Genomic DNA, 22,268 nt, shown 5'->3' on the forward strand with positions numbered 1-22,268 from the left:
TCAAGCTGGCTTTTTCCGATGTTTAGAAATGCTTTTATTTTTAATACCAAAAAACCACCAATTCCAATTACCAAGAAGCTTCATTAAAGAAGGAACAAGAACCATTCTGACAATTGTGGCATCTATAAAAATCGCAATCGCAATACCCACACCTAACTGCTTAATCGGCATCACCCCTGTAAAGGCAAAGGCGCCAGTTACCACAATCATGATGGCTGCGGCCGAACTAATAATTTTACTTGTGTAGGTTAATCCAGATATCGTTGCAAGGCTATTATCCCCTGATTTAAGGTAGAATTCCTGTATTCGCGAAATCAAAAAGACTTCATAGTCCATTGACAGCCCAAAAACAAGGGTAAACACAAATACCGGAAGTATTAAACCGATATGTACAGGAGTGACCCCTAAATGCCCTTCCTGGAAAATCCATACCACAATCCCAAAGGTGCACCCTAAGCTTAAAATATTCATCAAAATTGCTTTTAACGGAATGAGAACTGAATGAAATGCCGCCATCAAAATAAAAAGCGTTGAAACAACAATCAATAGCAGGCCATAAGGTGCCTTTTTAAAAATCTCCGCAAAGATTTCCTGCTCAAATTTAATTGGGCCGCCAAAAGAAGCTTCTACATCCAAGTGTCGGCCAGACCAATCATTGACCCACTTACGAGCTATAGCCGAATGTTCTCCTGTTTTCAAATACACTTCAACCAGCATCTTATTATTTCTGATGTAATAATCCGTCACGGGTGCTAACTTCATTTGGCTACCCATTTTTAAAACCTTTAATAACTGGTTCTCACCCTTCGCACCGAGGGCTGAAAAAGGGGAGTCGACAGTATAAACAAGTTGATCCTTTTCTAGTTTTTCTATTGTCTTCCAAACCTTTTCAAGGTTGTCTTTGTTTAATACATTTCCATTTGTTTCAAGGATAATTGTTACCTTTTTCTGATCGCGTTTTTCTTTGGCAATGAATTTGTCTTGATATGTTTCAAGTGCAATTCTGGATGGGTAGTCAGGCGGCAGTGAATCTGTTCCTGGGATGTTAAGAATCATTTCCCTGACTGGTATAAGCCCCGTTAACAAAATGGCAAGAGCAACAACTGTCATGATGACTGGACGCCTCATAACAAACTGTGCGAACGTATGCCATAAACTTGTTTGCTGGTCTTTAATCTTGAGAATACTGAATTTATTTATCCTTTTCCCTATCAGACCCAGTAAAGCAGGAAGAAATGTTAACGCTGAAAGAACAGATACAAATATAACAGTCATTCCGCCAAGGGCAACATTTTGAAAAATATCAATTTGGATAAACCAAAGTCCTGATAACCCAATGAACACACATAATCCTGAAAAAATAATCGAACGACCGGCCGTGGCGACGGTGACCTCAATGGCTTCTTGAATCGATTTCTGTTTTAATTCCTCTTTATAACGATTTATAAACAGCAGGGCAAAGTCGATACTCAACGCCAGGCCAATCATGGGAATAATGTTTAATATAAAGATCGTTAAATCGGCCTGATAGCTGAAAAAGTATACAATCCCCATTGTGGTTAAGATTGAGATCACCCCGATGACAAGCGGAAGTGCAGCTGCTACAAGGCTCCCAAACGCAAGGATTAACACAATTAAAGCGATCGGGAGACCTATCATTTCCGCTTTTGCAAGGTCCTCCTGACTGGCTGTATTCAAGTCTTTAACAATAACTGGTTCACCGGTCATTGTTACCTTTAAGCCGTCCTTGTTTTTCAATAACTTCTGTAATTGTTCGATTTCCTTTCCCAGGTTCTCGGCATTTTTGGAGAAGGTTAAGGTGCCATAGGCATAATTACCTTTCACCATCCCAGGCTGTTCCAGCGGAGAGGTAATATTATCAGCAGCATCAAAGTCTTTTAAGTTTTCAAACGTATGCTTAATAAATTCGCTAAACTTCTTGGGGCTGACATCTTTGTCTTTTTCAAAAACGAGAAGGATTGAGGATTTCGGCTGGCCAAAATCTTTTTCAAGCACTTTTCTTGTTTCATTGTACTGGCCTCTGTATTCAAATCCATTACCACTTAAGACAGACGGCAGTTTTACGGCAAAAAAACCAAAAACAATAATCATAACAATCCATAAGAAAAGTACCCATTTTCGCTGCTTGTATATAACCCTGCCGAATTTATGCAAATTATAAGCCCCCCTTTACGGAAAAATTTAACTTCCTCTATTATACAAAAGAAAAGAAGAATGGGCAGATGACTTTTTTATGACATTCATCAACTCAGGTATTTTCATTAACTTTACCCTTAAACCAAATAGAAAATACGATAACCTTCATGAGTAAATTTGTTATTCGGAAATAAAATAATATTGGAATCGCTTGCTCTTCTTTGTTATAGTTACTTTGTAAAATATCAACGTATGACCTGGAGGTTGTTTAAATGACGCAAAATATTGCCGGAATGATTGACCATACATTATTAAAAGCTGATGCGACGAAGGAGCAAATCGTTAAATTAGTCAAAGAAGCAAAGGAATATTCTTTTGCGTCCGTTTGTATTAACCCAACATGGGTAAAAACGGCTGCAGAGCTGCTCGCGGATGCCCCTGAGGTAAAGGTATGCACGGTAATCGGTTTTCCCCTTGGGGCAACAACACCGGAAACAAAGGCATTTGAAACGAAGAATGCCATTGAAAATGGTGCGACTGAAGTAGATATGGTTATTAACATCGGTGCATTAAAGGACAAGCAGGATGATCTTGTAGAGGATGATATTCGCAGCGTTGTTGAAGCGGCAAAAGGAAAGGCATTAGTAAAAGTCATTATCGAAACCTGCCTCTTAACCGATGAAGAAAAGATAAGAGCATGCGAGCTTTCTGTTAAAGCAGGTGCAGATTTTGTGAAAACGTCAACCGGCTTTTCAACCGGCGGTGCAACTGCCAGTGATATCAGCTTGATGCGTAAAACTGTCGGACCGGAAATCGGGGTAAAAGCATCCGGCGGTGTTCGCAGCCGTGAAGATGCATTGGCAATGATTGAGGCCGGGGCAACCCGGATTGGAGCAAGCTCAGGTGTAGCTATTTGTAATGGTGAGGTTTCCAATAGTAATTACTAATCAAAAACAACAAATAAAAACCAGGGACTGTATTCGTTATCCCTGGTTTTTTATTATTAAAAGAAAAGCTGTAAAACGAAATAGGATATTGCTGCTATTAAAGCAGTGATGGGCAGTGTTATTACCCATGTAATCAGCATACGCTGGGCTGTATCCCACTTAACACCTTTAAGACGGTGGGAAGCCCCAACCCCCATGATACCTGATGAAATAACATGTGTTGTACTTACAGGCAAATGGATGTACGTAGCTCCAAAAATAATTGCTGCACCAGTTAAATCAGCTGCAACACCGTTTACTGGACGAATCTTCATAATTTTTCCGCCGACCGTTTTAATGATTTTCCAGCCCCCGATAGAAGTTCCAAGTCCCATTGCAAGCGCACAGGAGAATTGAACCCAGAACGGCACGTCGGCATCATGCGGGAGATATTGGTTGGCGATAAGTGCCAAAGTAATAATCCCCATCGACTTTTGGGCATCATTTGTCCCGTGAGAATATGATTGTAGAGCAGCCGTTGCAATTTGAATGTAACGGAAATTTCGGTTTGTTTTAGCAAGATTAAAATTCTTAAAAACGACTTTGAAAATACTGTAAAGGATATAACCGACTACAAAAGCTAAAATTGGTGAGAGAATAAGTGCTTCGAGAATCTTAATAAATCCACCGTAATTAAGGACATTTAATCCTTCAGCAGCAATTGCAGCCCCGGCAATTGATCCAATTAGTGCATGGGAAGAACTGCTCGGTATACCGTAGTACCAGGTGAGTAAATTCCAGGCAATGGCTGCAATCAATGCAGCTAAAATGACAATAGAACCGTGTTCAAGTTTAAATGGATCAACAATATCTTTTGAAATGGTTTTGGCAACCCCGGTAAACGTTAATGCACCGACAAAGTTCATCGTTGCTGCTAACATAATTGCCTGTCTAGGTCTCAATGCTTTTGTTGAAACAGAGGTTGCAATCGCATTTGCTGTATCATGGAATCCATTAATAAAGTCAAATGCAAGAGCACCAATTACGATTAATATGGTTAAAATCAATAATACGCTCATAAATAAGCTCCTTATGCATTTTTCATGATAATGGACTCAAGAGTGTTGGCAACTGTCTGACAGCTATCAGCAATCTCCTCAAGATTTTCATAAATTTCTTTATACTGAATAATGCGGATCGGATCTTTTTCAATGTTAAATAAATTTTTAATGGACTGTCTTAAAATATTATCACACTGGGATTCGTAATCCTTAATTTTAATGGCATGCTCCCTTAAAGGCGGTAGCTTTTTCTTTGATAACAATTCGATTGCTTTATCAATTTCTAGGACGCTTTTATGAATGGCGTCAACGAACTTTTTCATAAAATCATCCGCATTTGTAATGGAATACATTTCGAACAGTGCTGCTGTCGCTTCCAAACCATCAATAACATCATCCATTGTCATGGCAAGCGCAAGGATGTCTTCTCGTTCAATTGGGGTAATAAAAGTGTCGTTAAGTTCTTTAATTATTTCGTGAACAAAGGTATCGCCCTTTGATTCATATTCCTTCATTTTCTCTGAGAAAATTTTTAAATCGCTGACGTTTTTTAATTCATAATCAGTAAAAAATTGGGAGCCTTCTTTTAAATTCGCAGAAATGCTATTGAGCAAATTGTAAAATTTATCGTGTTTTTTTGCCATTTTAGGGACCTCCATCTATCGAATAAATAATGCCGAATCAACTTAACTATTTTATCGAATAATTGTCGAAAAATGAAACAATTCTTAACGAAATTTACAAAAACTTAACATTAGAATTTTCTGAAAAATGGTTTCACTTAACTATTATGTTACTTTTTCCAGAATTTATTTTCTTTATGTATGCAATATTTTAGTTGGACTGTGAGTATATAAAAGAAATTAGGGTAATTTAAAAGGTATAGACGAGGAGTAATTTTACTTCATTGTCTTAGGATTGCTCAGACGCTTATCGAGTAAGTGAAATACCGAAAACTGAAAAGGAGTGTTCTACATGAGCTTTATTTGGTCATTAATTGTCGGCGGAGTAATCGGATGGTTAGCAGGTCTAATCGCTGGAAGAAATATTCCTGGGGGCATTATTGGTAATATCATTGCAGGGTTTGTAGGTGCGTGGCTGGGAACAGCTGTTTTAGGAAATTGGGGACCGCATGTTGCTGATTTTGCGATTATCCCTGCCATCATTGGTGCAGCCGTACTGGTACTCCTGTTAAGCTTCATTATGAGAGCCTTCAGGAAAGCAGACTAACAGCATAAAAATGGATTAAAAAGCCTCCCCAGACGGGAGGCTTTTTATAGTAAGTGCATGTCGATTTGTTTGAAGATTTCTGGTTTGTCCCTAAATGGAGCTATACATTCGATTTTTTCCTGTGTAAATGGATGATGAAATTCAAGCTTAATTGCATGCAGGGCTTGTCTATTGACAATCGGTTTTCCGCCGTAAAGGGTATCGCCTGACAAAGGATGGCCAATTGAGTCTAGATGAACGCGAATCTGGTGAGTTCTGCCGGTCTCAAGCCAGCATTTGACGTATGACACATTTCTTTGTTTATCTTCTTTGATCACCTGATAATGGGTAATGGCGGGCTGTCCAGAAGAAGACACCCTTCGTTTCGTTGGATGATGACGATCCCTTCCAATCGGTGCATCAATAACTCCTGTTTTTTTTCGTAATAACCCTTCCGCCATTGCCAAATAGGTTCGTTTAATTTCCCGCTTAATGAGCTTTCTATCAAGGATTGCTCCAGCAAGTGCGTGCTTAGCAAATAAAATCGCTCCGGACGTATCACGGTCTAATCGATGGATTTGCCTCACGTTTCTTATTTCACCATTTGCAAGCATATGGAATTGTACCGCATTGATTAGTGTATTTTCTTCATCTCTATTGTCATTAGGATGTGTTTTCATGAATGGGGGTTTATTAACTACAATTAAATGGTCATCTTCATAAAGCACTTCAATTTCATGATAATAAGATGTTACTTGGATTTCTTCCTCGTTGAATACTCTGACCTGCAGCCTGGAGCCTGCAGAAAGGGGAGTATTCCAATTAATAGCATGGCCATTTACTTGTACGCTATCTTCCATTCTGAACGAATGAGTCAGTTTTTTGGAAGATTCCCATTCCTTACGAAAAAGCTCATCAATTGTAATCCCTGCCCACTCTTTAGGGATAATTAATTGAAACCAATCTCCTAAACGTTGCATAACTTCTCCTTTGCATACCACTAATTACCACCGTTATGGCAAACTTTATTATGTTATTCTTATCATATATTTAATGAGTGAAAAAAGCGATGGCAAGGGTGGGTTTTACGTGAAAATAGTTTTTGCCTCGACACCAAGTCAAGAGCAAGAAATCTGTGAACTAATCGGACATATTTATTCAAATATTTTTCCACTTTATTTTACTGATGATGAGATTTCACAGTTTGAACAATTAAAAGTATTGCATATTTCCAAAAAGCAGTTTGATGAGATCGGTACATTAAAGGATGCCTTTCAGGTGATGACAAGTATCCAAACAGTCATTTCAATTCTTGAGTCAACAGAGCTTAATGAACAGTATGCCGACTTATTTAATAAAAATGCGGCTAATCTTAATGAACTTGGTTTGTTTTTTCCTTTTGAATTTGAGCAGTTTGAAAATGCTAAAACGATGAAACCAATGATGTTAAGTATATATTCAAAAGCAGACAATGAACTGCTCATCTAGAAAAAGCCTTTTAATGAGGCTTTTTCTTTTTTGATTTTTTGGTAAAATGATTATGGTGATTGAACGATTGGATATTCGCAGAAAATGTCGGTTTATTTCAGGCAAGTTTTAAAGGAGTTAACCAATACAACTTAGAAAGTATAGTATAGTCTTAATAACTGGAGGGAATGTTGTAATGGATTGGAAAGCGGCAGCTAGAAGCTGGATGGATTTTGAAGGATTAGATGCTGAATTAAAACAGCAACTGGATCAATTAAAGGATAATGAAAAACATCTAGAAGAAGCTTTTTATAAAAATTTAGAATTTGGTACTGGAGGCATGCGCGGAGAAATAGGTGTCGGAACCAACCGTATGAATCTCTATACGGTCCGTAAGGCGTCTGCAGGACTCGCAGCATACATAGAACAATTTGGTCAGGAAGCTAAGAAGCAAGGTGTTGTGATTGCTTATGATTCACGTCATAAATCCCCGGAATTTGCAATCGAGGCGGCAAAGACATTAGCTTCCAAAGGAATTCAAACATACGTATTCGATGAACTTAGACCGACGCCGGAACTGTCTTTTGCCTTAAGGCATCTAAAGGCCTTTTCAGGGATTGTTGTCACCGCCAGCCATAATCCGCCTGAATATAACGGCTATAAAGTATATGGTTCTGATGGAGGGCAATTGCCTCCTAAAGAAGCGGACGAACTGATTGTTAAGGTCAATGAAATCAAGAATGAGCTATTAATCGAAGTTGAAAGTGAAGAGAAATTACGCTCTTTAGGGCTGATAAAAACGATTGGGCGAGAAATCGATGAGGTCTATATTAACAAACTCAAAAACATTTCAGAAAATCCAAGCCTTGCTAAAGAATCGGATATTAAGATTGTTTTCACCCCATTACACGGAACCGCCAATAAGCCTGTCCGTGCCGCACTAGCAGCGCTAGGATATAAAAATGTTACGGTCGTCAAAGAGCAGGAACTTCCGGATGCGAATTTTTCTACGGTAAAAAGTCCAAATCCAGAAGAGCATGCAGCTTTTGAATTAGCCATCCGCGACGGGAAAATGGCAGGAGCGGATTTGTTAATTGCTACTGATCCGGATGCTGACCGTTTGGGAATTGCCGTTAAGAATCATGAAGGGGAATATGTTGTTCTTACAGGCAACCAAACCGGAGCCTTGCTTCTTGATTATTTGCTTACACAGAAAAAGGAAAAAGGGACCCTGCCCGAAAATGGGGTTGTTTTAAAAACAATTGTAACATCTGAGCTAGGAAGAATGATTGCCTCCGCTTATCAACTAGAAACAGTCGATGTATTAACCGGCTTTAAATTTATTGCAGAAAAAATAAAGCAATATGAGACAACCGGTGACCATACATTCTTATTTGGATACGAAGAATCCTATGGATATTTAATTGGGGATTTTGCCCGTGATAAGGATGCGGTTCAAGCGGCGTTGTTAGCTGTTGAGGTTTGTGCGTATTATAAAAAGCAAGGCATGTCCCTTTATGACGGACTAGTGAAGGTTTTCGAAAAATACGGCTTTTATCAAGAAGGCCTGCGTTCCTTAACACTTAAGGGGAAAGAAGGAGCGGAAAAGATTCAGCGTATTTTGGCCTCTTTCCGCAGTGAGCCGTTAACTGGTTTAGGGACCGTGAAAACCGTCGTAACTGAAGATTACTTAACGGGGAAACGAATTACAAGCCAGGGAGAAGAAACTATCCAATTACCTAAATCCAATGTCCTTAAGTATTCCTTTGAGGATGGTTCGTGGGTTTGCTTAAGGCCGTCAGGGACAGAGCCAAAAGTGAAATTCTATTTTGGCGTGAATAGTGACAGCCTAGAAAAGAGTAAATCCAAACTTCAAGAAATTGAAAAGGATTTTATGGCATTAGTCCAACAAAAAATGGAAATAGTGTAAAACATAAAAGAAGCACGGCATACAGAAGCCGTGCTTTTTTGGTGGAATTCTTTGGTCCGGTTAAGTAAATGTTTTTCATAAATAATGTATTCACTTGTGTTTTCAGGAAAGACTATACATCGGAATCTCATTTATTTCCTCTTCAACCGTCTCGTTCGCATGGTCGATGTAGCGAAGCAGACTATAGAGTTTTCTTTCAATGATAGTGTAATCACGTTCAAAATTGTAGGCGTGCAGGAAATGTTCAATCTTTTTAGAAAGAAAATGGTCGGTTGTTCGTACCATCAAAATTAACAAATTGTCCCATTCAGAGCGGTGCGTATAAAATAAAGCACGGTCGTAATCCATTTTATTCATTTAATCGCTCCTCCTTATTAGGAGTTGAGTTTATTGTATGACATTTTAATAAGAACACACGCAGAAAATGTTGGACAGTCAATATTAATGCGGTTTTCAACATTTTCCTGTATATTTTTTAATCCAGTGAGGGTTTATGGCGAAATATTTATTTTTATTTTTGATATCATTTATTGTATTTGAAAATTTTGCATTTGCTAATTTGGTGGAAACAAATAAACCATATACATATGAACAATTAAATGAAGACTTAGCAAAGATTCAACATAATTTTGGGAAGGTTATTGAAGTCCGGTCCATTGGAAAGTCAGAGTTTGGCAGGGAGATTTGGGGTGTTAAGCTTGGAAAAGGGGAAAAGACGGTTTTGTTAGTTGGTTCCCATCATGGACGTGAGTGGATGACCACAATGCTGTTGATGAAAATGCTTGAAACATATGCTGGAGCTTATGATAAAAAGGACAAATTGGGTTTGGAATCGACACAAATTTTAAACGAAGTATCAATTTGGTTTGTGCCAATGCTGAACCCAGATGGTGTTTCAATCCAGCAGCAAGGGCTGAAGTCCGTTTCTGCTGTGCATCAAAAACGGCTGTTGGACATGAATGAAGGGATCATGAATTTTAAACGATGGAAGGCGAATGGGAACGGGGTGGATTTAAATAGGCAGTATCCAGCGGATTGGGAAAAGCTTTCACAAACCCCACCTGGCCCTTATTATAAAGCCTTTAAAGGGAAGTCTCCGCTAGAAGCTGCGGAGGTTCAGGTCTTAACTAAGTTTGTGAAGGAGACCGATCCAGCCATTGCCGCAGCTTACCATTCAGCTGGCAGAGAAATTTATTGGAATTATAAAAATGGAAAATATTTTCTTCGAGATTATTTACTGGCCAGAAAAATGGCTAAACTGACTGATTACAAGCTGGCAAAACCGGAAAAGGATGCAACAGGCGGGGGTTTTACAGATTGGTTTATAACTGCTTACCGAAGGCCGGCACTGACGATTGAAATTAGTTATCTGGTCGGAGAAACAAACCCGCCTTTATCTGTGTTTAAAACAGAGTGGAAAAGGAATAAATATGTGGGACTAAAGCTTGCTGAAGAAGCGAAAAAAATAAAGAATTAACAACATGATGTTGCCTATTTGTTAAATCAATCTAATTTAAAAGGTGATTTGTACTCACCATTTACTGATTTTACTTTTCATCATTCGTGCTTTTCCTTCATACATTGAGTTAAGAGGAAAAGGGGGGAGAAGCTATGAATGAAGCAGATCGTAAGGCACTTGAATACGCCATTAGCGAGATAACTGAAATCGCAACCGATTTTGGACTGGATTTTTATCCAATGCGCTATGAAATCTGTCCGGCTGAAATTATTTATACTTTTGGTGCTTATGGGATGCCTACCCGATTTTCGCATTGGAGCTTCGGGAAGCAGTTCCATAAAATGAAACTTCATTATGATCTTGGCCTAAGTAAAATATATGAATTGGTGATTAATTCTGACCCATGCTATGCCTTCTTATTGGACTCAAATACATTAATCCAAAACAAATTGATTGTTGCCCATGTACTGGCTCATTGTGATTTCTTTAAAAACAATGTCCGCTTTCAAAATACGAAGCGGGATATGGTAGAAAGCATGGCTGCAACAGCTGACAGGATTCATCAATACGAAGTTCAATATGGCAAAAAGGAAGTGGAATCCTTCCTTGATGCGATTCTGGCAATTGATGAACATATAGATCCGTCCCTTATGAGGCCAAAGCTTGCTTGGTCGATGGAGGATGATGGGGATGAAGATGATGATCAGCGTTCGCCCACACCGTATGACGATTTATGGAACTTGGACGTAAAGGATAAAAACATCCTAAAACAGACTCGGAAGAAGAAATTTCCGCCCAAACCAGAAAAGGATATCCTTTTATTTATTGAATCTTATAGCAGGGAGCTTGAGGATTGGCAGCGCGATATCCTAACAATGATGCGTGAAGAAATGCTTTATTTTTGGCCGCAGCTGGAAACGAAAATCATGAACGAAGGCTGGGCTTCATACTGGCATCAAAGAATATTACGGGAAATGAATTTGACCAGCGGGGAAGCCATTGAATTTGCCAAGTTAAATGCCGGTGTCGTACAGCCATCCAAAACGGGAATTAACCCTTATTATCTTGGATTGAAAATTTTTGAAGATATTGAGGAACGTTATAATAATCCTTCTGAAGAAATGAAAAAACGCGGCGTCGAACCCAACTCTGGAAGGGAAAGAATATTTGAAGTTCGGGAGATTGAATCAGATATTTCCTTCCTCAGAAATTATTTAACTAAAGACCTTGTTTTTAGAGAGGATATGTACCTTTTCCAAAAACAGGGGAGAGATTATAAGATTGTTGATAAAGATTGGAAGCATATCCGCGATCAATTAGTAAATATGAGGGTAAACGGCGGATTCCCGTATATAACGGTGAATGACGGCGACTACATGAAAAATGGCGAGCTTTATTTAAAGCATTGGTATGAAGGGATAGAACTGGATGTAAAATACCTTGAGAAAGTATTGCCCTATATCCATCAGCTTTGGGGCAGAACAGTTCATATGGAAACCATCATTGAAGAGAGAACAATGTTATTTTCATATGATGGGAAGGGTGTTCATCGAAAATATCTATAAGAATAAAAAGGGCAGCCCCCAGAGCTGCCTTTTTTAATTTTCGGTATAAATGGCAATTAAGACAGCAGCTGTTTCATCTCCGATATTTTTAACAAAATGAGGGACGCTTGCACACCAGCTAAAAGTATCTCCTTCCTCCAGAATAAAGGAGTCCTCACCTTGTTCCGCAAGAATTTTCCCTTTTAAAACCAAGTGGCATTCTTCACCTGCATGCGCCTTTTTTTCTCCAGTAGAATATCCTGGCGGGAATTCAACCAACCTCATGCTTAATCCCCCTCTAGATGCTAAATGTTCGACCTTTAAATCAGGATCTTTAGAAACCGTAAATTCCCTATCTTCTTTTCTAATAACCGTCATCTGTTCATCCTTTTCTAGAAGCAAATAGGGCAGTGGAACCTTTAGGTAATTAGCAATTGTCTGTAATGTGCTAATGGACGGAGAAGTATTGTTATTTTCAACATTGCTGATAAAACCTTTTGAAAGACCGGTCCCTTCACACATTTGAGCAATCGTTATTTTTTTTCTATTTCTAATTGATCGTATTTTAGAACCAATATCCATGTTCATACTCCTCGAATGTTTCATACTTGTAAACTTAATTTCATATTAACAAAAAAATGATTGACATGCCAGAAGTACCTTTGGTATTCTATAAAAGAACAAAGATTCATATGAGAAAACAAAATGAAGTTTTATGATTTTATGTTTTTTAATATGAAACATATTTGTTTATTTAAATAAATTTTGCTCTACTATTTAAAGTATAATACAGGGAGGGATTTCAAATGATGCCATCATTATTTATTGCTCATGGTGCACCATTGCTCGCTATTGAGGATAATGAGTATACGCAATTTTTAATGCAATTAGGCAAAACAATGCCTCGTCCTAAGGCGGTTGTGTTATTTTCTGCTCATTGGGAGTCTAGAGCCCAAAAGGTCAGTAATGTAGACCAATATAGTACGATATATGATTTCGGGGGCTTTGACGAAGCATTATATCAAATTCAATATCCCGCGCATGGGGATGAACAAATTTCCAAAGAAATTGAGGGTTTATTTACGAAGAGTGGAGTGCCTTTTGAAATTGAAACGCAGCGTGGATTAGATCATGGGGCGTGGGTTGTCCTCCGCTTACTCTATCCAAATGCAGAAATTCCGGTTATTTCTATGTCGGTGAATTCTAGTCTTACACCTGAGGAACAATATAAAATTGGTAAGGCTTTGTCCTCATTAAGAGCTAAAGACATATTAATAATTGGCAGCGGCGGCACTGTGCATAATCTTAGAGCATTAAAGTGGATTGACAATGGGGAAGCAGATCAATGGGCACTTGAATTCGATGATTGGTTAGCCCATCATTTGCAAAAATGGGATTTACCATCTCTATTTAAGTACGATTCATTAGCTCCAAATGCAGAATATGCGGTACCAAGATATGGGTCTGAACACTTTATTCCTATCTTTTATGCCATGGGCGCTTCGGACGATAATCGAAAAGCCGAACTGATTCACCGTAGTTTTCGATATGGCAACCTAAGTCACAGTGTCTGGCAGTTTGGTTAATGATTAAAACAAATTTTTTCGCTAATTTATCTCGAATTAAAAACATCTGGATTTGAGATAAAATAAATATAAAAACAGGGAGAGAAAATTTTATGAAATTTAAAAATGAAGTTGGTGCTATTGTTTTACGAGTCGTTCTAGGTGTAACATTCTTTATTCATGGGCTGGCAAAGTTTCAAGGTGGAATTGGAAATATAGCTGGATGGTTTGACAGTATCGGAATACCAGGGTTTATGGCATATGTTGTTGCAGGGATAGAACTAGTTGGCGGAATCGCCTTAATTATCGGGCTAGGAACTCGTATAGTATCAGCATTATTTGTATTATTAATGATTGGGGCGATTATCAAGGTAAAACTGGCCGTTGGTTTCTTAGGCAATGGACAAATGGCAGGATATGAATTAGATCTGGCATTCCTAGCTATGGCATTATTCTTAGCTATTAACGGCAGTAAACAGTTTTCAGTTTCACAGTTTTTTGTAAAAAATGAATCTGCAAAGATTTAATTAAAAGGGAAAATTATGAGTAATTTCACATTCTAAAATAGGTGGTAAACATAATGGGATTCTTTAGCAATTTATTTGGAAATTCATCTCAAAAGGAGACAGAAATCATGACAAATGAAAAATTAAACATTGGCATTATTTTAGGAAGCACACGTGAGGGACGTGTAAGTCCACAGGTAGGAGAATGGGTAAAAGGTATCGCCGATAAGCGTGGCGATGCAAATTATGAAATTGTGGATATTGCTGATTACAATCTACCGTTCCTAGGAACAGGTACTGGTCAAGAACCAGGTATTCAATCTTGGAACGAGAAACTAGCAAGCTTAGATGGATTCGTATTTATTGTCCAAGAGTATAACCATAGTATCACCGGGGCTTTAAAAAATGCCCTCGATTTAGCTCGTGAAGTTTGGAACAATAAAGCTGCAGGTTTTGTAAGCTATGGCTCAACTGGAGGTGCTCGTGCTGTAGAACATTTACGTGGAATCTGTGGAGAATTATTAATTGCCGACGTTCGCGTGCATCCAACATTGTCATTATTCACGGATTTTGAAGAAATGAGCACTTTCAAACCAGCAGATTTACATCTCGATAATGTCAATGCAATGCTTGACCAAGTAATTGCTTGGAGCGGAGCATTAAAAACTTTACGATAAACCGTATATAAAATTTTTATAAAAAAAACGCTATTCTTCCAGATAACATGTTTAGAAGAATAGCGTTTTTTTCGGAGTAAATTATATTAATTTGGTTCAACATGGACGTGAACATCATAAACTCCATGTTTCTTTATTAGAACATTTTCTACTTCAGTAGAAATATCGTGTGCGTCTCGTATATCTAGATTGGAATTTACAAGGATTACTATATCAACAACAGAATTATTTCCATATGACCTTGCTTTAAGAGCTTTCACGCCTTTTACCCCTTTAATAGCAAGAACTGTTCCTTTATACGAGTTTATTCGATTCTCATCATAACCATCTGTTAAGCCATGGGAGGATTCACGAAAAATATCCCACGCTGTTTTGCATATGATTAATCCAACAATTAATGCGGTAAGAGGATCGAGCCATGGAAGATTAAATTGAGAACCGATTATACCAACCGCTGTTCCAATACTTACTAATGCATCTGAAAGATTGTCTTTGGCAGCTGCAGTTAATGCTTGACTATTAATTTTTTTTCCTAGAATTTTGTTATAACGGTAAACAAAATACATAATCCCCGCACTAAAAAATCCAGTCCAAGCAGAGATGATATCCGGTGATTCACTTTTATCATTTAAAAAAACAGTGGATACTGCCTCGATAATTACCTGGATACCAACAGAAGCCATAATAAATGAAGCAATCATAGAAGCAACCGTTTCTGCCTTCCGATGGCCATAAGGATGATCTTGATCAGGCGGTTTTTGGGATAAACGGAGTCCAATAAGTACCGCCAATGAGGCAATAATGTCTGTCGTATTATTTAATCCATCAGCTTTTAAAGCCTCTGAATTAGAAACATATCCAATGGCCAGCTTTAATATAGATAAGAAAATATAAGCTACTATACTAATGATGGCCCCTTTTTCTCCCATTTTTAAATTTTTATTAATATTCATTTCCATTTGCCTTACCTCCAACTACTGCCTAAAAAATCATAACAGTTAAGCAGCTAGTGGGTCTACAGCAACCTTTTTTCACTCTGCTATACTTTTAAGATGAGTAAAAAAAAGTTTAGCATGGGAAAATAAGAGATTAGTATTAAAATTTATAATTTGTCCAAAACATATTCCCATTTTAAGTTCAATATTATTAGTAATAAAGCCAAATGGGGGGGGAGCCATGCAAAATCAGCATCACTTACCTGGTCATGTAAGCCAAGATCAGTTTAATCAAATGTTAGTTGCCCCTGAGTCATTTGCTGCCAAACCAGAGTCTTTAACTGAACAAATGTTTGTTGATCGTTCCTTAACGGAAAATAGGTTTTGGCTTAGGATTATGAAAGAGCATGCCTTATTTTTAGGTGAAGGGTTTAACCGAAAAGATACACATTTAATCCAGCAAACCGACAGATTTCATTACTTCTTTGAACAGCAAGAAAAAAAGGCTTATCAAGTTCCAAATAACGTATCCTTGGTTAGGAAATTAAACGAAGAAAGTATTGAATTGGTGCATGGTTTTCGAAATTTTAAAAGAAACCTCTTGATACTGATCATTAATTGTAAGATAAGCGGTTTTAATTTTCCTTTGCTTGTAGACCATATTGCTAGGGAAGCAGAGTATTTTATGAGGACACTAACAAAATTTAATCAAGGAATATTAGACCCAATTCAGGATGCTATTATTAGTGAGAATGTTTTTTGGCTGAGAATTATGATGGAACATTCCCGCTTTATAGTGTCATTACTTGATCAATCTGAAAGAAATTTAATTAATACTGCAAGGAAATTTGGAGATGATTTCGAAGTACTATTAAATCAAGCAAGGGACGTGGAGTCAATGTTATATCAAAAACAGCCCACCTACCCAATTATAGGAAAGATGAATAAAGATAGTGAAAGTGCTGCCCAAGAAATTCGTGATTTTAAGAAAACTGGGCTTGAATTAATTAAATCATGCCAAATCCGAAACGTGATAAATCCTTTATTAGCAGATCATGTTGTAAGGGAGGCTGAGCACTTCCTGTATATGATTCATGTTCTAGAAGATAGATTAAATAAAAAGAAAATGGAAGAGAAGCATCTATAATTATAGTTTATGATGTTTAAGAAAAATCAAAAAGGCAGCTACATGTGAAAGCTGCCTTTTTTCATATTATATAATTATTTTACTTCAGAAAGCTCTTTTCCAAGCGCTTCTTCCACGGATACATAGTTATATCCAAGGTCTTTGGCCACAGCCTCATATGTGATTTCACCGGCAGCAACATTGACGCCAAGCTTCAAGGATGGATTTTCAGTGATTGCTTTGAAAACACCTTTATTAGCAATTTGCAGGGCATATGGAACCGTCACATTTGTTAAAGCGATTGTTGATGTTCTTGGAACAGCACCAGGCATATTGGCTACGGAATAATGAATAACACCGTGTTTTTCGAATGTTGGGTTATCATGTGTTGTGACATGGTCGCTAGTCTCAACAACACCGCCTTGGTCAATCGCAACATCGACGATTACAGAGCCAGCTTTCATGGTTTTTACCATTTCTTCTGTAACAAGCTTCGGAGCTTTCGCGCCAGGAATTAAGACCGCACCAATTAAAAGGTCTGCTTCCTTCACCGCTTCCGCAATATTATATGGGTTAGACATTAATGTTTTTACTTGGTTACCAAAAATATCATCTAGCTGACGCAGGCGGTCTGCACTTAAATCGATAATCGTTACATCAGCACCTAAGCCGATTGCCATTTTCGCGGCATTTGTACCTACGATACCTCCGCCGATAATTGTTACTTTACCGCGGTTGACACCTGGTACACCGGCAAGCAGAATACCTTGTCCGCCATTATTTTTTTGTAAAAATTGAGCGCCGATTTGTGCTGCCATTCGGCCTGCAACTTCACTCATAGGTGTTAATAAAGGAAGAGTTCTGTTTACTGATACTGTTTCGTAGGCAATGGCAATAACGCCTTTTTCTTTAAGCGCTTTAGCCAGTTCCGGTTCAGCAGCAAGGTGTAAGTAGGTAAAAAGAATTAAGCCTGAACGGAAGTATTGATATTCACTTTCAAGAGGTTCTTTAACCTTCATGATCATATCTGCTTTTGCCCACACGTTTTCGACGCCGTCAATAATTTCGGCACCAGCCTTGGCATAATCCTCATCAGCGAAACCGCTTCCAATCCCAGCCCCTTTTTCAACCAGTACAGAATGCCCGGCATTTTTGAACGATAGAACACCAGCTGGAGTTAGAGCCACACGATTTTCATTGTTTTTAATCTCTTTTGGTACACCGATAAACATTTTCTTTCCTCCCCATTATTCAAAAAATTTGTTCTATGGATAAAGTATAAAATGTTTACCGGTGATTTTCTTTGTTTAGAATGGAGAAAGATATTTGCGACTTTTGGAGATTTTCACAAACATTTATATTCTTTGATACTTTTGCAGCTTTAAATCAATATAAAGCGTCATTTTCTGATTGGGATCTTTAAAGTCAACACCGCCAATTTCAGCAATTCTTTTCAATCGATAATTTAATGTATTGGCATGTACATTTAACTCTTTCGCGGCATCATTGATATTCGTATCTTTACTTAAAAATACATCAAGTGTCTCAATGAGATTGCTATTATGTTTTTCGTCGTATTCCCGCAGCATCCTCAACGAATAATTTTCATACTGTTCATGTTTCCGCTTTTCTAAAAGGATATGGAAGAATTGATAAATACCTAACTTTTGATAGGTATATATATTTTTCGTTTCATCAGGAAATTGATGTTTAATTGATAAGACTTCCAGCGTCTCATTATAGGCCTTCGTGATGGTTGAATAGTCGTTATAAATACTGCTGAAAACAGGTGTTATGCCTGTAATTCTGTAACGTTCCTTCATTTTATGAATAAAAAGCTGAGCAAATTCGCTTAGTTCTTCAAATGGATTTTGAATACTGTCTGCAGATATGAGCAGAATCAACTGATTACAATCAATCGTTGACAGCATTATTTTCAAACGTTGATTTGTTTTTAATGAATAGGAAATGTTTTGCTCTTCTTTATTTGTAATATTTTGCTGGAACTGAAACACAAGTAATCCATAGGTGGAAGCAGGTGTAATTTGCAGTGATTGAAAATGATTCATTATTTCTTCATGAATGTGTAAATGCCCTGTTAATAGCTTCCAAAAGAATTCCTGTGATCGCTCTTCCTTTCTATTTTTTCTTGTCCGAAGCTGCAGGAGTTTATTTTTTGCTGACTGTGCCGCTTTTTTTAACAGTGCAAGGTCTTCATCTGTTAAAGATCTATCAATTTCTATTGCCCAAATAAACCCCAATACTTCTTCCTGCTTCCAAATAGAAATTGCCACCCGATGCCCAAGTCCAATCTCGGCCATATTTTTCACACGAATCGGCTCTTTTGTTGAAAGAAGAGCTGGAATTGTCCCTTCCTTCCACAGTTGATTGATAACCTTCTCAGGTACTCTGCGGCCAATAATGGTTGAAATTCGTGCTTGGTCAGTCCGCTCATCATGTGTGCTATAGGCCAGAAGGCGGTGATTAGCATCCTCGATGGTCACTGGACATTGAAGCACTTGGCTGATTCTGTCAGCTAATTCATCCAAACTATCGAAATCAATTTTAAAAGGATCATATACGCCATAATTCAATTTTGTTACCTCCAACTAAATACAAAGAAGACGATTTTTATTAATTGAATTCCCTTTGTTTAATTTTACAAAAAAAATAGGTCTATTTCATGTTTTTAAACAAAAAATATACAAAAAAATGATAAAACAATGTAAAATATCTTCAGATTATTATTTTAAAATAAAAATTTGCTTATTTCGAGTTCCATTAGGGAGATGTAAAAAATGAGTTCGCATCATCAAGGGAAAGAACTTCAGCGGGGATTAGAAGAACGGCATATTACGTTAATGTCCTTAGGAGCTGCAATCGGGGTCGGATTATTCCTTGGGTCCGCAACGGCCATTCAAATGGCAGGACCGGGGATTTTGTTCGCTTATGCATTCAGCGGTATGATTATGTTCTTTATCATGAGGGCACTTGGGGAAATGGCTATCCAAAGACCTGTTGCCGGCTCGTTCAGTACGTATGCAAGAGAGTATTTAGGACCGCTTGCAGGGTTCATTACAGGGTGGAATTATTGGTTTCTATGGGTCACAACATGCATGGCGGAAATTACTGCTGTTGGAATATATATGGAATATTGGTTTCCGGCAGTACCAAGGTGGATTTGGGCCTTGGCTGCATTAGTGCTTATGACCGCCGTCAATGTGATGGCGGTAAAGGCTTATGGTGAATTGGAGTTTTGGTTTGCGCTAATTAAAATTGTAACTATTGCAGCGATGATTATTGTCGGTGCGGCCATGATATTTTGGGGTTTGGGCAATGGCGGTATTGCTACGGGAATCAGCAATCTTTGGAATCATGGCGGTTTATTCCCGCATGGTTTAAAAGGTGTGTTACTATCCTTGCAAATGGTTATGTTTGCTTACCTAGGGATTGAAATGATCGGGGTAACAGCAGGGGAGGTTAAAAATCCTGAAAAGTCCTTGTCAAGAGCGATTGATACGGTGTTTTGGCGGATCCTATTATTTTATGTCGGTGCTCTTTTTGTCATTATGTCCATTTATCCTTGGTCAGAAATTGGTACAAAAGGCAGCCCGTTTGTTCTTACCTTTGAACAAATAGGCATTAAGAGTGCGGCGGGAATTATTAACTTTGTTGTTTTAACTGCTGCTTTGTCCTCCTGTAACAGCGGAATCTTTAGCACTGCAAGGATGTTATTTGACTTAGCCGGCCATGGGGAGGCACCAAAACGTTTTGGGAAAATAACAAAAACAGGAGTACCTGGATTTGCTGTATTGGCATCGGCTGTTGCCTTATTGATTGGTGTGCTGTTAAATTATATTGTTCCTGCCAAGGTCTTTACTTGGGTGACCAGCATTGCCACCTTTGGAGCCATTTGGACATGGGGGATTATTTTACTTTCACAAATTCGTTATCGGAAGTCCTTAAAACTTGAGGAAGTGAAGCAAATGAAGTATAAGATGCCGCTATTTCCTTACACATCTTATATTTCATTAGCTTTTTTAGCTTTTGTTATTGTACTGTTGGCGTTTAGTCCTGATACAAGAATTGCCTTAATTATTGGGCCAGTATGGCTGCTTCTCCTAGTTGGGAGTTATTTTGGAAAAGGATTTCATAAATGGGAAAACAAAAGAATCTCTGCTGACAAAAGCAAATTTGAAAGAATGGGACCTTGACGGGTCTCATTTTTTTTGTTTTTTTCCACATACTAACAGGTAAATGTGAATGGGAGGTATATTAAATGAAAAAGATTTCAATCTGGTTTCCGGCAGCTGTGATCACACTAATTCTTTCAAGTCTGACTGTTTCTGCTGAGCCTGCAAAAAATCCACCGCCGCATCTTTATGAACAAAACACAATGTCGATTCTTTGGTTTCAAAATGCCGGGGAAGCAAAAGCATTGTATTACCAAGGATATAATATTGGGAAACTAAGATTAGACGAAATCCTTAGAAAAAAGCAGTATAATCGTTCATTAAAGCCGGCAATTGTTCTTGATATTGATGAAACCGTTCTGGATAACAGCCCGTATCAAGCCTCGTTTGTCGTTAATAGGAATGGAGACCCGTTTAATTGGAGTAATTGGTTTGATCGGGCTGAAGCAAAATTACTTCCGGGAGCGCTTGAATTCTTACAGTATGCTGATGCAAAGGGGGTAGAAATCTACTACATTTCCAACAGGAAAGAAACACAGAAGGCCGCAACAATTAAAAATTTACAGCATGTTGGTGCACCTCAGGCAGATGCTCGGCATGTGCTGCTGCAGCAGGAAAATGAAAACGGGAAGGAAACACGCCGCCGTCACGTGGCCAAAACGCATGATATTTTATTATTATTTGGTGATAACCTTGGTGATTTTAGCGGTTTTGATGGTTTAACAGATACCGGCAGAGTGGATACAGTTAATAAAATGAAAGAAGAGTTCGGTAAAAAATTGATCGTGTTCCCGAATCCGATGTATGGGGATTGGGAAGGAGCTATTTATGATTTTGATATGAAAAAATCATGGAAGGATATCGAAAGAATTAGAAAGGAACATCTGAATAGTATAGAACCATAAAGGGACAAAAACGCTGCAAATAAATACTGCAGCGTTTTTGTCGAAAATTGAAGAGAGATAAATAATATATAATAGTTCTGTTTACTTAGTTCTTTACATTTAGAAGAATATTAATGGCGAAAATAATGATGCTTAATACCATAACTGTGCCGCCAATGGCAACGGCAGTACCAGCAGCAGCAACACCGGAAACTAATAATGCAAGCCCGATCATCATGACAGGAAGAGCAAGATTATGCCCCCAAAAATGAACTTTAGCGAGTCTTGTCTCTGATGCACTAGGAAATGCGACATAAATCAGACCGGCAAGGGTCATTGCTGTCCAGCCTAATAAATTAATGTGGACATGTACAGGGGTAAAAGTAAATTTTCCGGTCATGGACATAAACATCCCTAAACAAACCCCAATGACAAAGTAACAAACGGAAATCTTAATAAACTTAACTCCCATTCGCAATCCTCCTTTTCGAAGTTAATAAATGTGACTATAGTACTAAATATGTGGGAGGATAAACAGATAGAACTTTGATTTATTAGGACGAGAAAGGTTTTTTTATGGAGAATATTGCAGAATAGCAAACGAAAAAAGACCTCCAACTTTAGGAGGT

22 protein-coding genes are annotated in these 22,268 nt (G+C 38.1%); 12 read left to right on the forward strand and 10 right to left on the reverse strand.

Annotated elements, in window-relative coordinates:
• Positions 1–2,175 (reverse strand): MMPL family transporter, encoded by a 2,175-nt coding sequence (locus tag A6749_RS19280; protein ID WP_066394320.1) that lies wholly within the window; start codon positions 2,173–2,175, stop codon positions 1–3.
• A gap of 254 nt (positions 2,176–2,429) precedes the next feature.
• Here A6749_RS19280 and deoC point away from each other — a divergent pair, with 254 nt between their 5' ends.
• The gene (gene deoC / locus A6749_RS19285; RefSeq protein WP_066394323.1) at positions 2,430–3,104 is read left to right on the forward strand and encodes a deoxyribose-phosphate aldolase; all 675 of its coding nucleotides are present in this window, start codon (positions 2,430–2,432) and stop codon (positions 3,102–3,104) included.
• Between the two features lie 56 nt (positions 3,105–3,160).
• On the opposite strand, the gene A6749_RS19290 is transcribed toward deoC, so the two are convergent.
• Both A6749_RS19290 and A6749_RS19295 read right to left on the reverse strand, forming a co-directional pair.
• Entirely contained in the window at positions 3,161–4,162 is a 1,002-nt protein-coding gene (locus A6749_RS19290; RefSeq protein WP_066394328.1) for an inorganic phosphate transporter, read from the reverse strand.
• Positions 4,163–4,173: 11 nt separating this feature from the next.
• Entirely contained in the window at positions 4,174–4,788 is a 615-nt protein-coding gene (locus A6749_RS19295) for a DUF47 domain-containing protein (RefSeq protein ID WP_066394330.1), read from the reverse strand.
• Positions 4,789–5,119: 331 nt separating this feature from the next.
• Here A6749_RS19295 and A6749_RS19300 point away from each other — a divergent pair, with 331 nt between their 5' ends.
• Positions 5,120–5,374: a GlsB/YeaQ/YmgE family stress response membrane protein gene (locus tag A6749_RS19300; RefSeq protein WP_066394335.1), complete on the forward strand. Its 255-nt coding sequence runs from the start codon at positions 5,120–5,122 to the stop codon at positions 5,372–5,374.
• Positions 5,375–5,418: 44 nt separating this feature from the next.
• Here A6749_RS19300 and A6749_RS19305 read toward each other — a convergent pair whose 3' ends face one another.
• Positions 5,419–6,333, reverse strand: coding sequence for an RluA family pseudouridine synthase (locus A6749_RS19305; protein ID WP_066394338.1), 915 nt, complete (start codon positions 6,331–6,333; stop codon positions 5,419–5,421).
• 109 nt (positions 6,334–6,442) lie between these two features.
• Here A6749_RS19305 and A6749_RS19310 point away from each other — a divergent pair, with 109 nt between their 5' ends.
• Both A6749_RS19310 and A6749_RS19315 read left to right on the forward strand, forming a co-directional pair.
• Positions 6,443–6,841: a DUF5365 family protein gene (locus A6749_RS19310; RefSeq protein WP_066394346.1), complete on the forward strand. Its 399-nt coding sequence runs from the start codon at positions 6,443–6,445 to the stop codon at positions 6,839–6,841.
• 175 nt (positions 6,842–7,016) lie between these two features.
• Positions 7,017–8,750, forward strand: a complete 1,734-nt coding sequence (locus A6749_RS19315) for a phospho-sugar mutase (RefSeq protein WP_066394350.1) — start codon at positions 7,017–7,019, stop codon at positions 8,748–8,750.
• Between the two features lie 102 nt (positions 8,751–8,852).
• Here A6749_RS19315 and A6749_RS19320 read toward each other — a convergent pair whose 3' ends face one another.
• Positions 8,853–9,107, reverse strand: a complete 255-nt coding sequence (locus A6749_RS19320; RefSeq protein WP_066394359.1) for a YhdB family protein — start codon at positions 9,105–9,107, stop codon at positions 8,853–8,855.
• Positions 9,108–9,243: 136 nt separating this feature from the next.
• Here A6749_RS19320 and A6749_RS19325 point away from each other — a divergent pair, with 136 nt between their 5' ends.
• Entirely contained in the window at positions 9,244–10,227 is a 984-nt protein-coding gene (locus A6749_RS19325; RefSeq protein ID WP_066394363.1) for a M14 family zinc carboxypeptidase, read from the forward strand.
• Between the two features lie 134 nt (positions 10,228–10,361).
• Entirely contained in the window at positions 10,362–11,774 is a 1,413-nt protein-coding gene (locus A6749_RS19330; protein ID WP_066394366.1) for a SpoVR family protein, read from the forward strand.
• Positions 11,775–11,807: 33 nt separating this feature from the next.
• On the opposite strand, the gene A6749_RS19335 is transcribed toward A6749_RS19330, so the two are convergent.
• Complete coding sequence (locus A6749_RS19335) at positions 11,808–12,335, reverse strand: helix-turn-helix domain-containing protein (protein ID WP_066394378.1); 528 nt, start codon at positions 12,333–12,335, stop codon at positions 11,808–11,810.
• Between the two features lie 224 nt (positions 12,336–12,559).
• Here A6749_RS19335 and A6749_RS19340 point away from each other — a divergent pair, with 224 nt between their 5' ends.
• The 3 genes from A6749_RS19340 (at position 12,560) to A6749_RS19350 (ending at position 14,501) form a co-directional block, all read left to right on the forward strand.
• Positions 12,560–13,339: a dioxygenase family protein gene (locus tag A6749_RS19340; protein WP_066394381.1), complete on the forward strand. Its 780-nt coding sequence runs from the start codon at positions 12,560–12,562 to the stop codon at positions 13,337–13,339.
• Between the two features lie 92 nt (positions 13,340–13,431).
• The gene (locus tag A6749_RS19345; protein ID WP_066394388.1) at positions 13,432–13,845 is read left to right on the forward strand and encodes a DoxX family protein; all 414 of its coding nucleotides are present in this window, start codon (positions 13,432–13,434) and stop codon (positions 13,843–13,845) included.
• 53 nt (positions 13,846–13,898) lie between these two features.
• Entirely contained in the window at positions 13,899–14,501 is a 603-nt protein-coding gene (locus tag A6749_RS19350; protein WP_066394397.1) for an NADPH-dependent FMN reductase, read from the forward strand.
• 86 nt (positions 14,502–14,587) lie between these two features.
• Here A6749_RS19350 and A6749_RS19355 read toward each other — a convergent pair whose 3' ends face one another.
• Complete coding sequence (locus A6749_RS19355) at positions 14,588–15,460, reverse strand: cation diffusion facilitator family transporter (RefSeq protein ID WP_066394406.1); 873 nt, start codon at positions 15,458–15,460, stop codon at positions 14,588–14,590.
• Between the two features lie 217 nt (positions 15,461–15,677).
• On the opposite strand from A6749_RS19355, the gene A6749_RS19360 reads away from it, so the two are divergent.
• Positions 15,678–16,583, forward strand: coding sequence for a DUF2935 domain-containing protein (locus tag A6749_RS19360; protein WP_066394408.1), 906 nt, complete (start codon positions 15,678–15,680; stop codon positions 16,581–16,583).
• A 74-nt stretch (positions 16,584–16,657) separates the two neighbouring features.
• Here the strand turns inward: A6749_RS19360 and ald are convergent, their stop codons facing one another.
• On the reverse strand, positions 16,658–17,794 hold the full coding sequence (gene ald, locus A6749_RS19365) for an alanine dehydrogenase (RefSeq protein ID WP_066394412.1): 1,137 nt from the start codon (positions 17,792–17,794) through the stop codon (positions 16,658–16,660).
• A 123-nt stretch (positions 17,795–17,917) separates the two neighbouring features.
• Positions 17,918–19,156 (reverse strand): helix-turn-helix domain-containing protein, encoded by a 1,239-nt coding sequence (locus A6749_RS19370; protein ID WP_066394421.1) that lies wholly within the window; start codon positions 19,154–19,156, stop codon positions 17,918–17,920.
• Positions 19,157–19,360: 204 nt separating this feature from the next.
• On the opposite strand from A6749_RS19370, the gene alaP reads away from it, so the two are divergent.
• Together alaP and A6749_RS19380 are read left to right on the forward strand one after the other, a co-directional pair.
• The gene (gene alaP, locus A6749_RS19375; protein WP_066394429.1) at positions 19,361–20,776 is read left to right on the forward strand and encodes an alanine permease AlaP; all 1,416 of its coding nucleotides are present in this window, start codon (positions 19,361–19,363) and stop codon (positions 20,774–20,776) included.
• A gap of 65 nt (positions 20,777–20,841) precedes the next feature.
• Positions 20,842–21,660 (forward strand): 5'-nucleotidase, lipoprotein e(P4) family, encoded by an 819-nt coding sequence (locus A6749_RS19380; RefSeq protein WP_066394435.1) that lies wholly within the window; start codon positions 20,842–20,844, stop codon positions 21,658–21,660.
• An 85-nt stretch (positions 21,661–21,745) separates the two neighbouring features.
• Here the strand turns inward: A6749_RS19380 and A6749_RS19385 are convergent, their stop codons facing one another.
• Complete coding sequence (locus A6749_RS19385) at positions 21,746–22,111, reverse strand: cytochrome-c oxidase (RefSeq protein WP_066394442.1); 366 nt, start codon at positions 22,109–22,111, stop codon at positions 21,746–21,748.
• Positions 22,112–22,268: the final 157 nt, after the last annotated feature.

Origin of the sequence: Neobacillus mesonae (assembly GCF_001636315.1) — a bacterium.
Lineage (GTDB): Bacteria > Bacillota > Bacilli > Bacillales > Cytobacillaceae > Neobacillus > Neobacillus mesonae.

Bases quoted from the DNA above. Each gene is read 5' to 3' on its own strand.
- deoC (WP_066394323.1), top strand. From the start codon at position 2,430: ATGACGCAAAATATTGCCGGAATGATTGACCATACATTATTAAAAGCT.
- A6749_RS19385 (WP_066394442.1), bottom strand. From the start codon at position 22,111: ATGGGAGTTAAGTTTATTAAGATTTCCGTTTGTTACTTTGTCATTGGG.
- A6749_RS19300 (WP_066394335.1), top strand. From the start codon at position 5,120: ATGAGCTTTATTTGGTCATTAATTGTCGGCGGAGTAATCGGATGGTTA.
- A6749_RS19320 (WP_066394359.1), bottom strand. From the start codon at position 9,107: ATGAATAAAATGGATTACGACCGTGCTTTATTTTATACGCACCGCTCT.
- A6749_RS19325 (WP_066394363.1), top strand. From the start codon at position 9,244: ATGGCGAAATATTTATTTTTATTTTTGATATCATTTATTGTATTTGAA.
- A6749_RS19290 (WP_066394328.1), bottom strand. From the start codon at position 4,162: ATGAGCGTATTATTGATTTTAACCATATTAATCGTAATTGGTGCTCTT.
- A6749_RS19330 (WP_066394366.1), top strand. From the start codon at position 10,362: ATGAATGAAGCAGATCGTAAGGCACTTGAATACGCCATTAGCGAGATA.
- A6749_RS19360 (WP_066394408.1), top strand. From the start codon at position 15,678: ATGCAAAATCAGCATCACTTACCTGGTCATGTAAGCCAAGATCAGTTT.
- A6749_RS19340 (WP_066394381.1), top strand. From the start codon at position 12,560: ATGATGCCATCATTATTTATTGCTCATGGTGCACCATTGCTCGCTATT.
- A6749_RS19305 (WP_066394338.1), bottom strand. From the start codon at position 6,333: ATGCAACGTTTAGGAGATTGGTTTCAATTAATTATCCCTAAAGAGTGG.
- A6749_RS19345 (WP_066394388.1), top strand. From the start codon at position 13,432: ATGAAATTTAAAAATGAAGTTGGTGCTATTGTTTTACGAGTCGTTCTA.
- ald (WP_066394412.1), bottom strand. From the start codon at position 17,794: ATGTTTATCGGTGTACCAAAAGAGATTAAAAACAATGAAAATCGTGTG.
- A6749_RS19335 (WP_066394378.1), bottom strand. From the start codon at position 12,335: ATGGATATTGGTTCTAAAATACGATCAATTAGAAATAGAAAAAAAATA.
- alaP (WP_066394429.1), top strand. From the start codon at position 19,361: ATGAGTTCGCATCATCAAGGGAAAGAACTTCAGCGGGGATTAGAAGAA.
- A6749_RS19295 (WP_066394330.1), bottom strand. From the start codon at position 4,788: ATGGCAAAAAAACACGATAAATTTTACAATTTGCTCAATAGCATTTCT.
- A6749_RS19315 (WP_066394350.1), top strand. From the start codon at position 7,017: ATGGATTGGAAAGCGGCAGCTAGAAGCTGGATGGATTTTGAAGGATTA.
- A6749_RS19350 (WP_066394397.1), top strand. From the start codon at position 13,899: ATGGGATTCTTTAGCAATTTATTTGGAAATTCATCTCAAAAGGAGACA.
- A6749_RS19355 (WP_066394406.1), bottom strand. From the start codon at position 15,460: ATGGAAATGAATATTAATAAAAATTTAAAAATGGGAGAAAAAGGGGCC.
- A6749_RS19380 (WP_066394435.1), top strand. From the start codon at position 20,842: ATGAAAAAGATTTCAATCTGGTTTCCGGCAGCTGTGATCACACTAATT.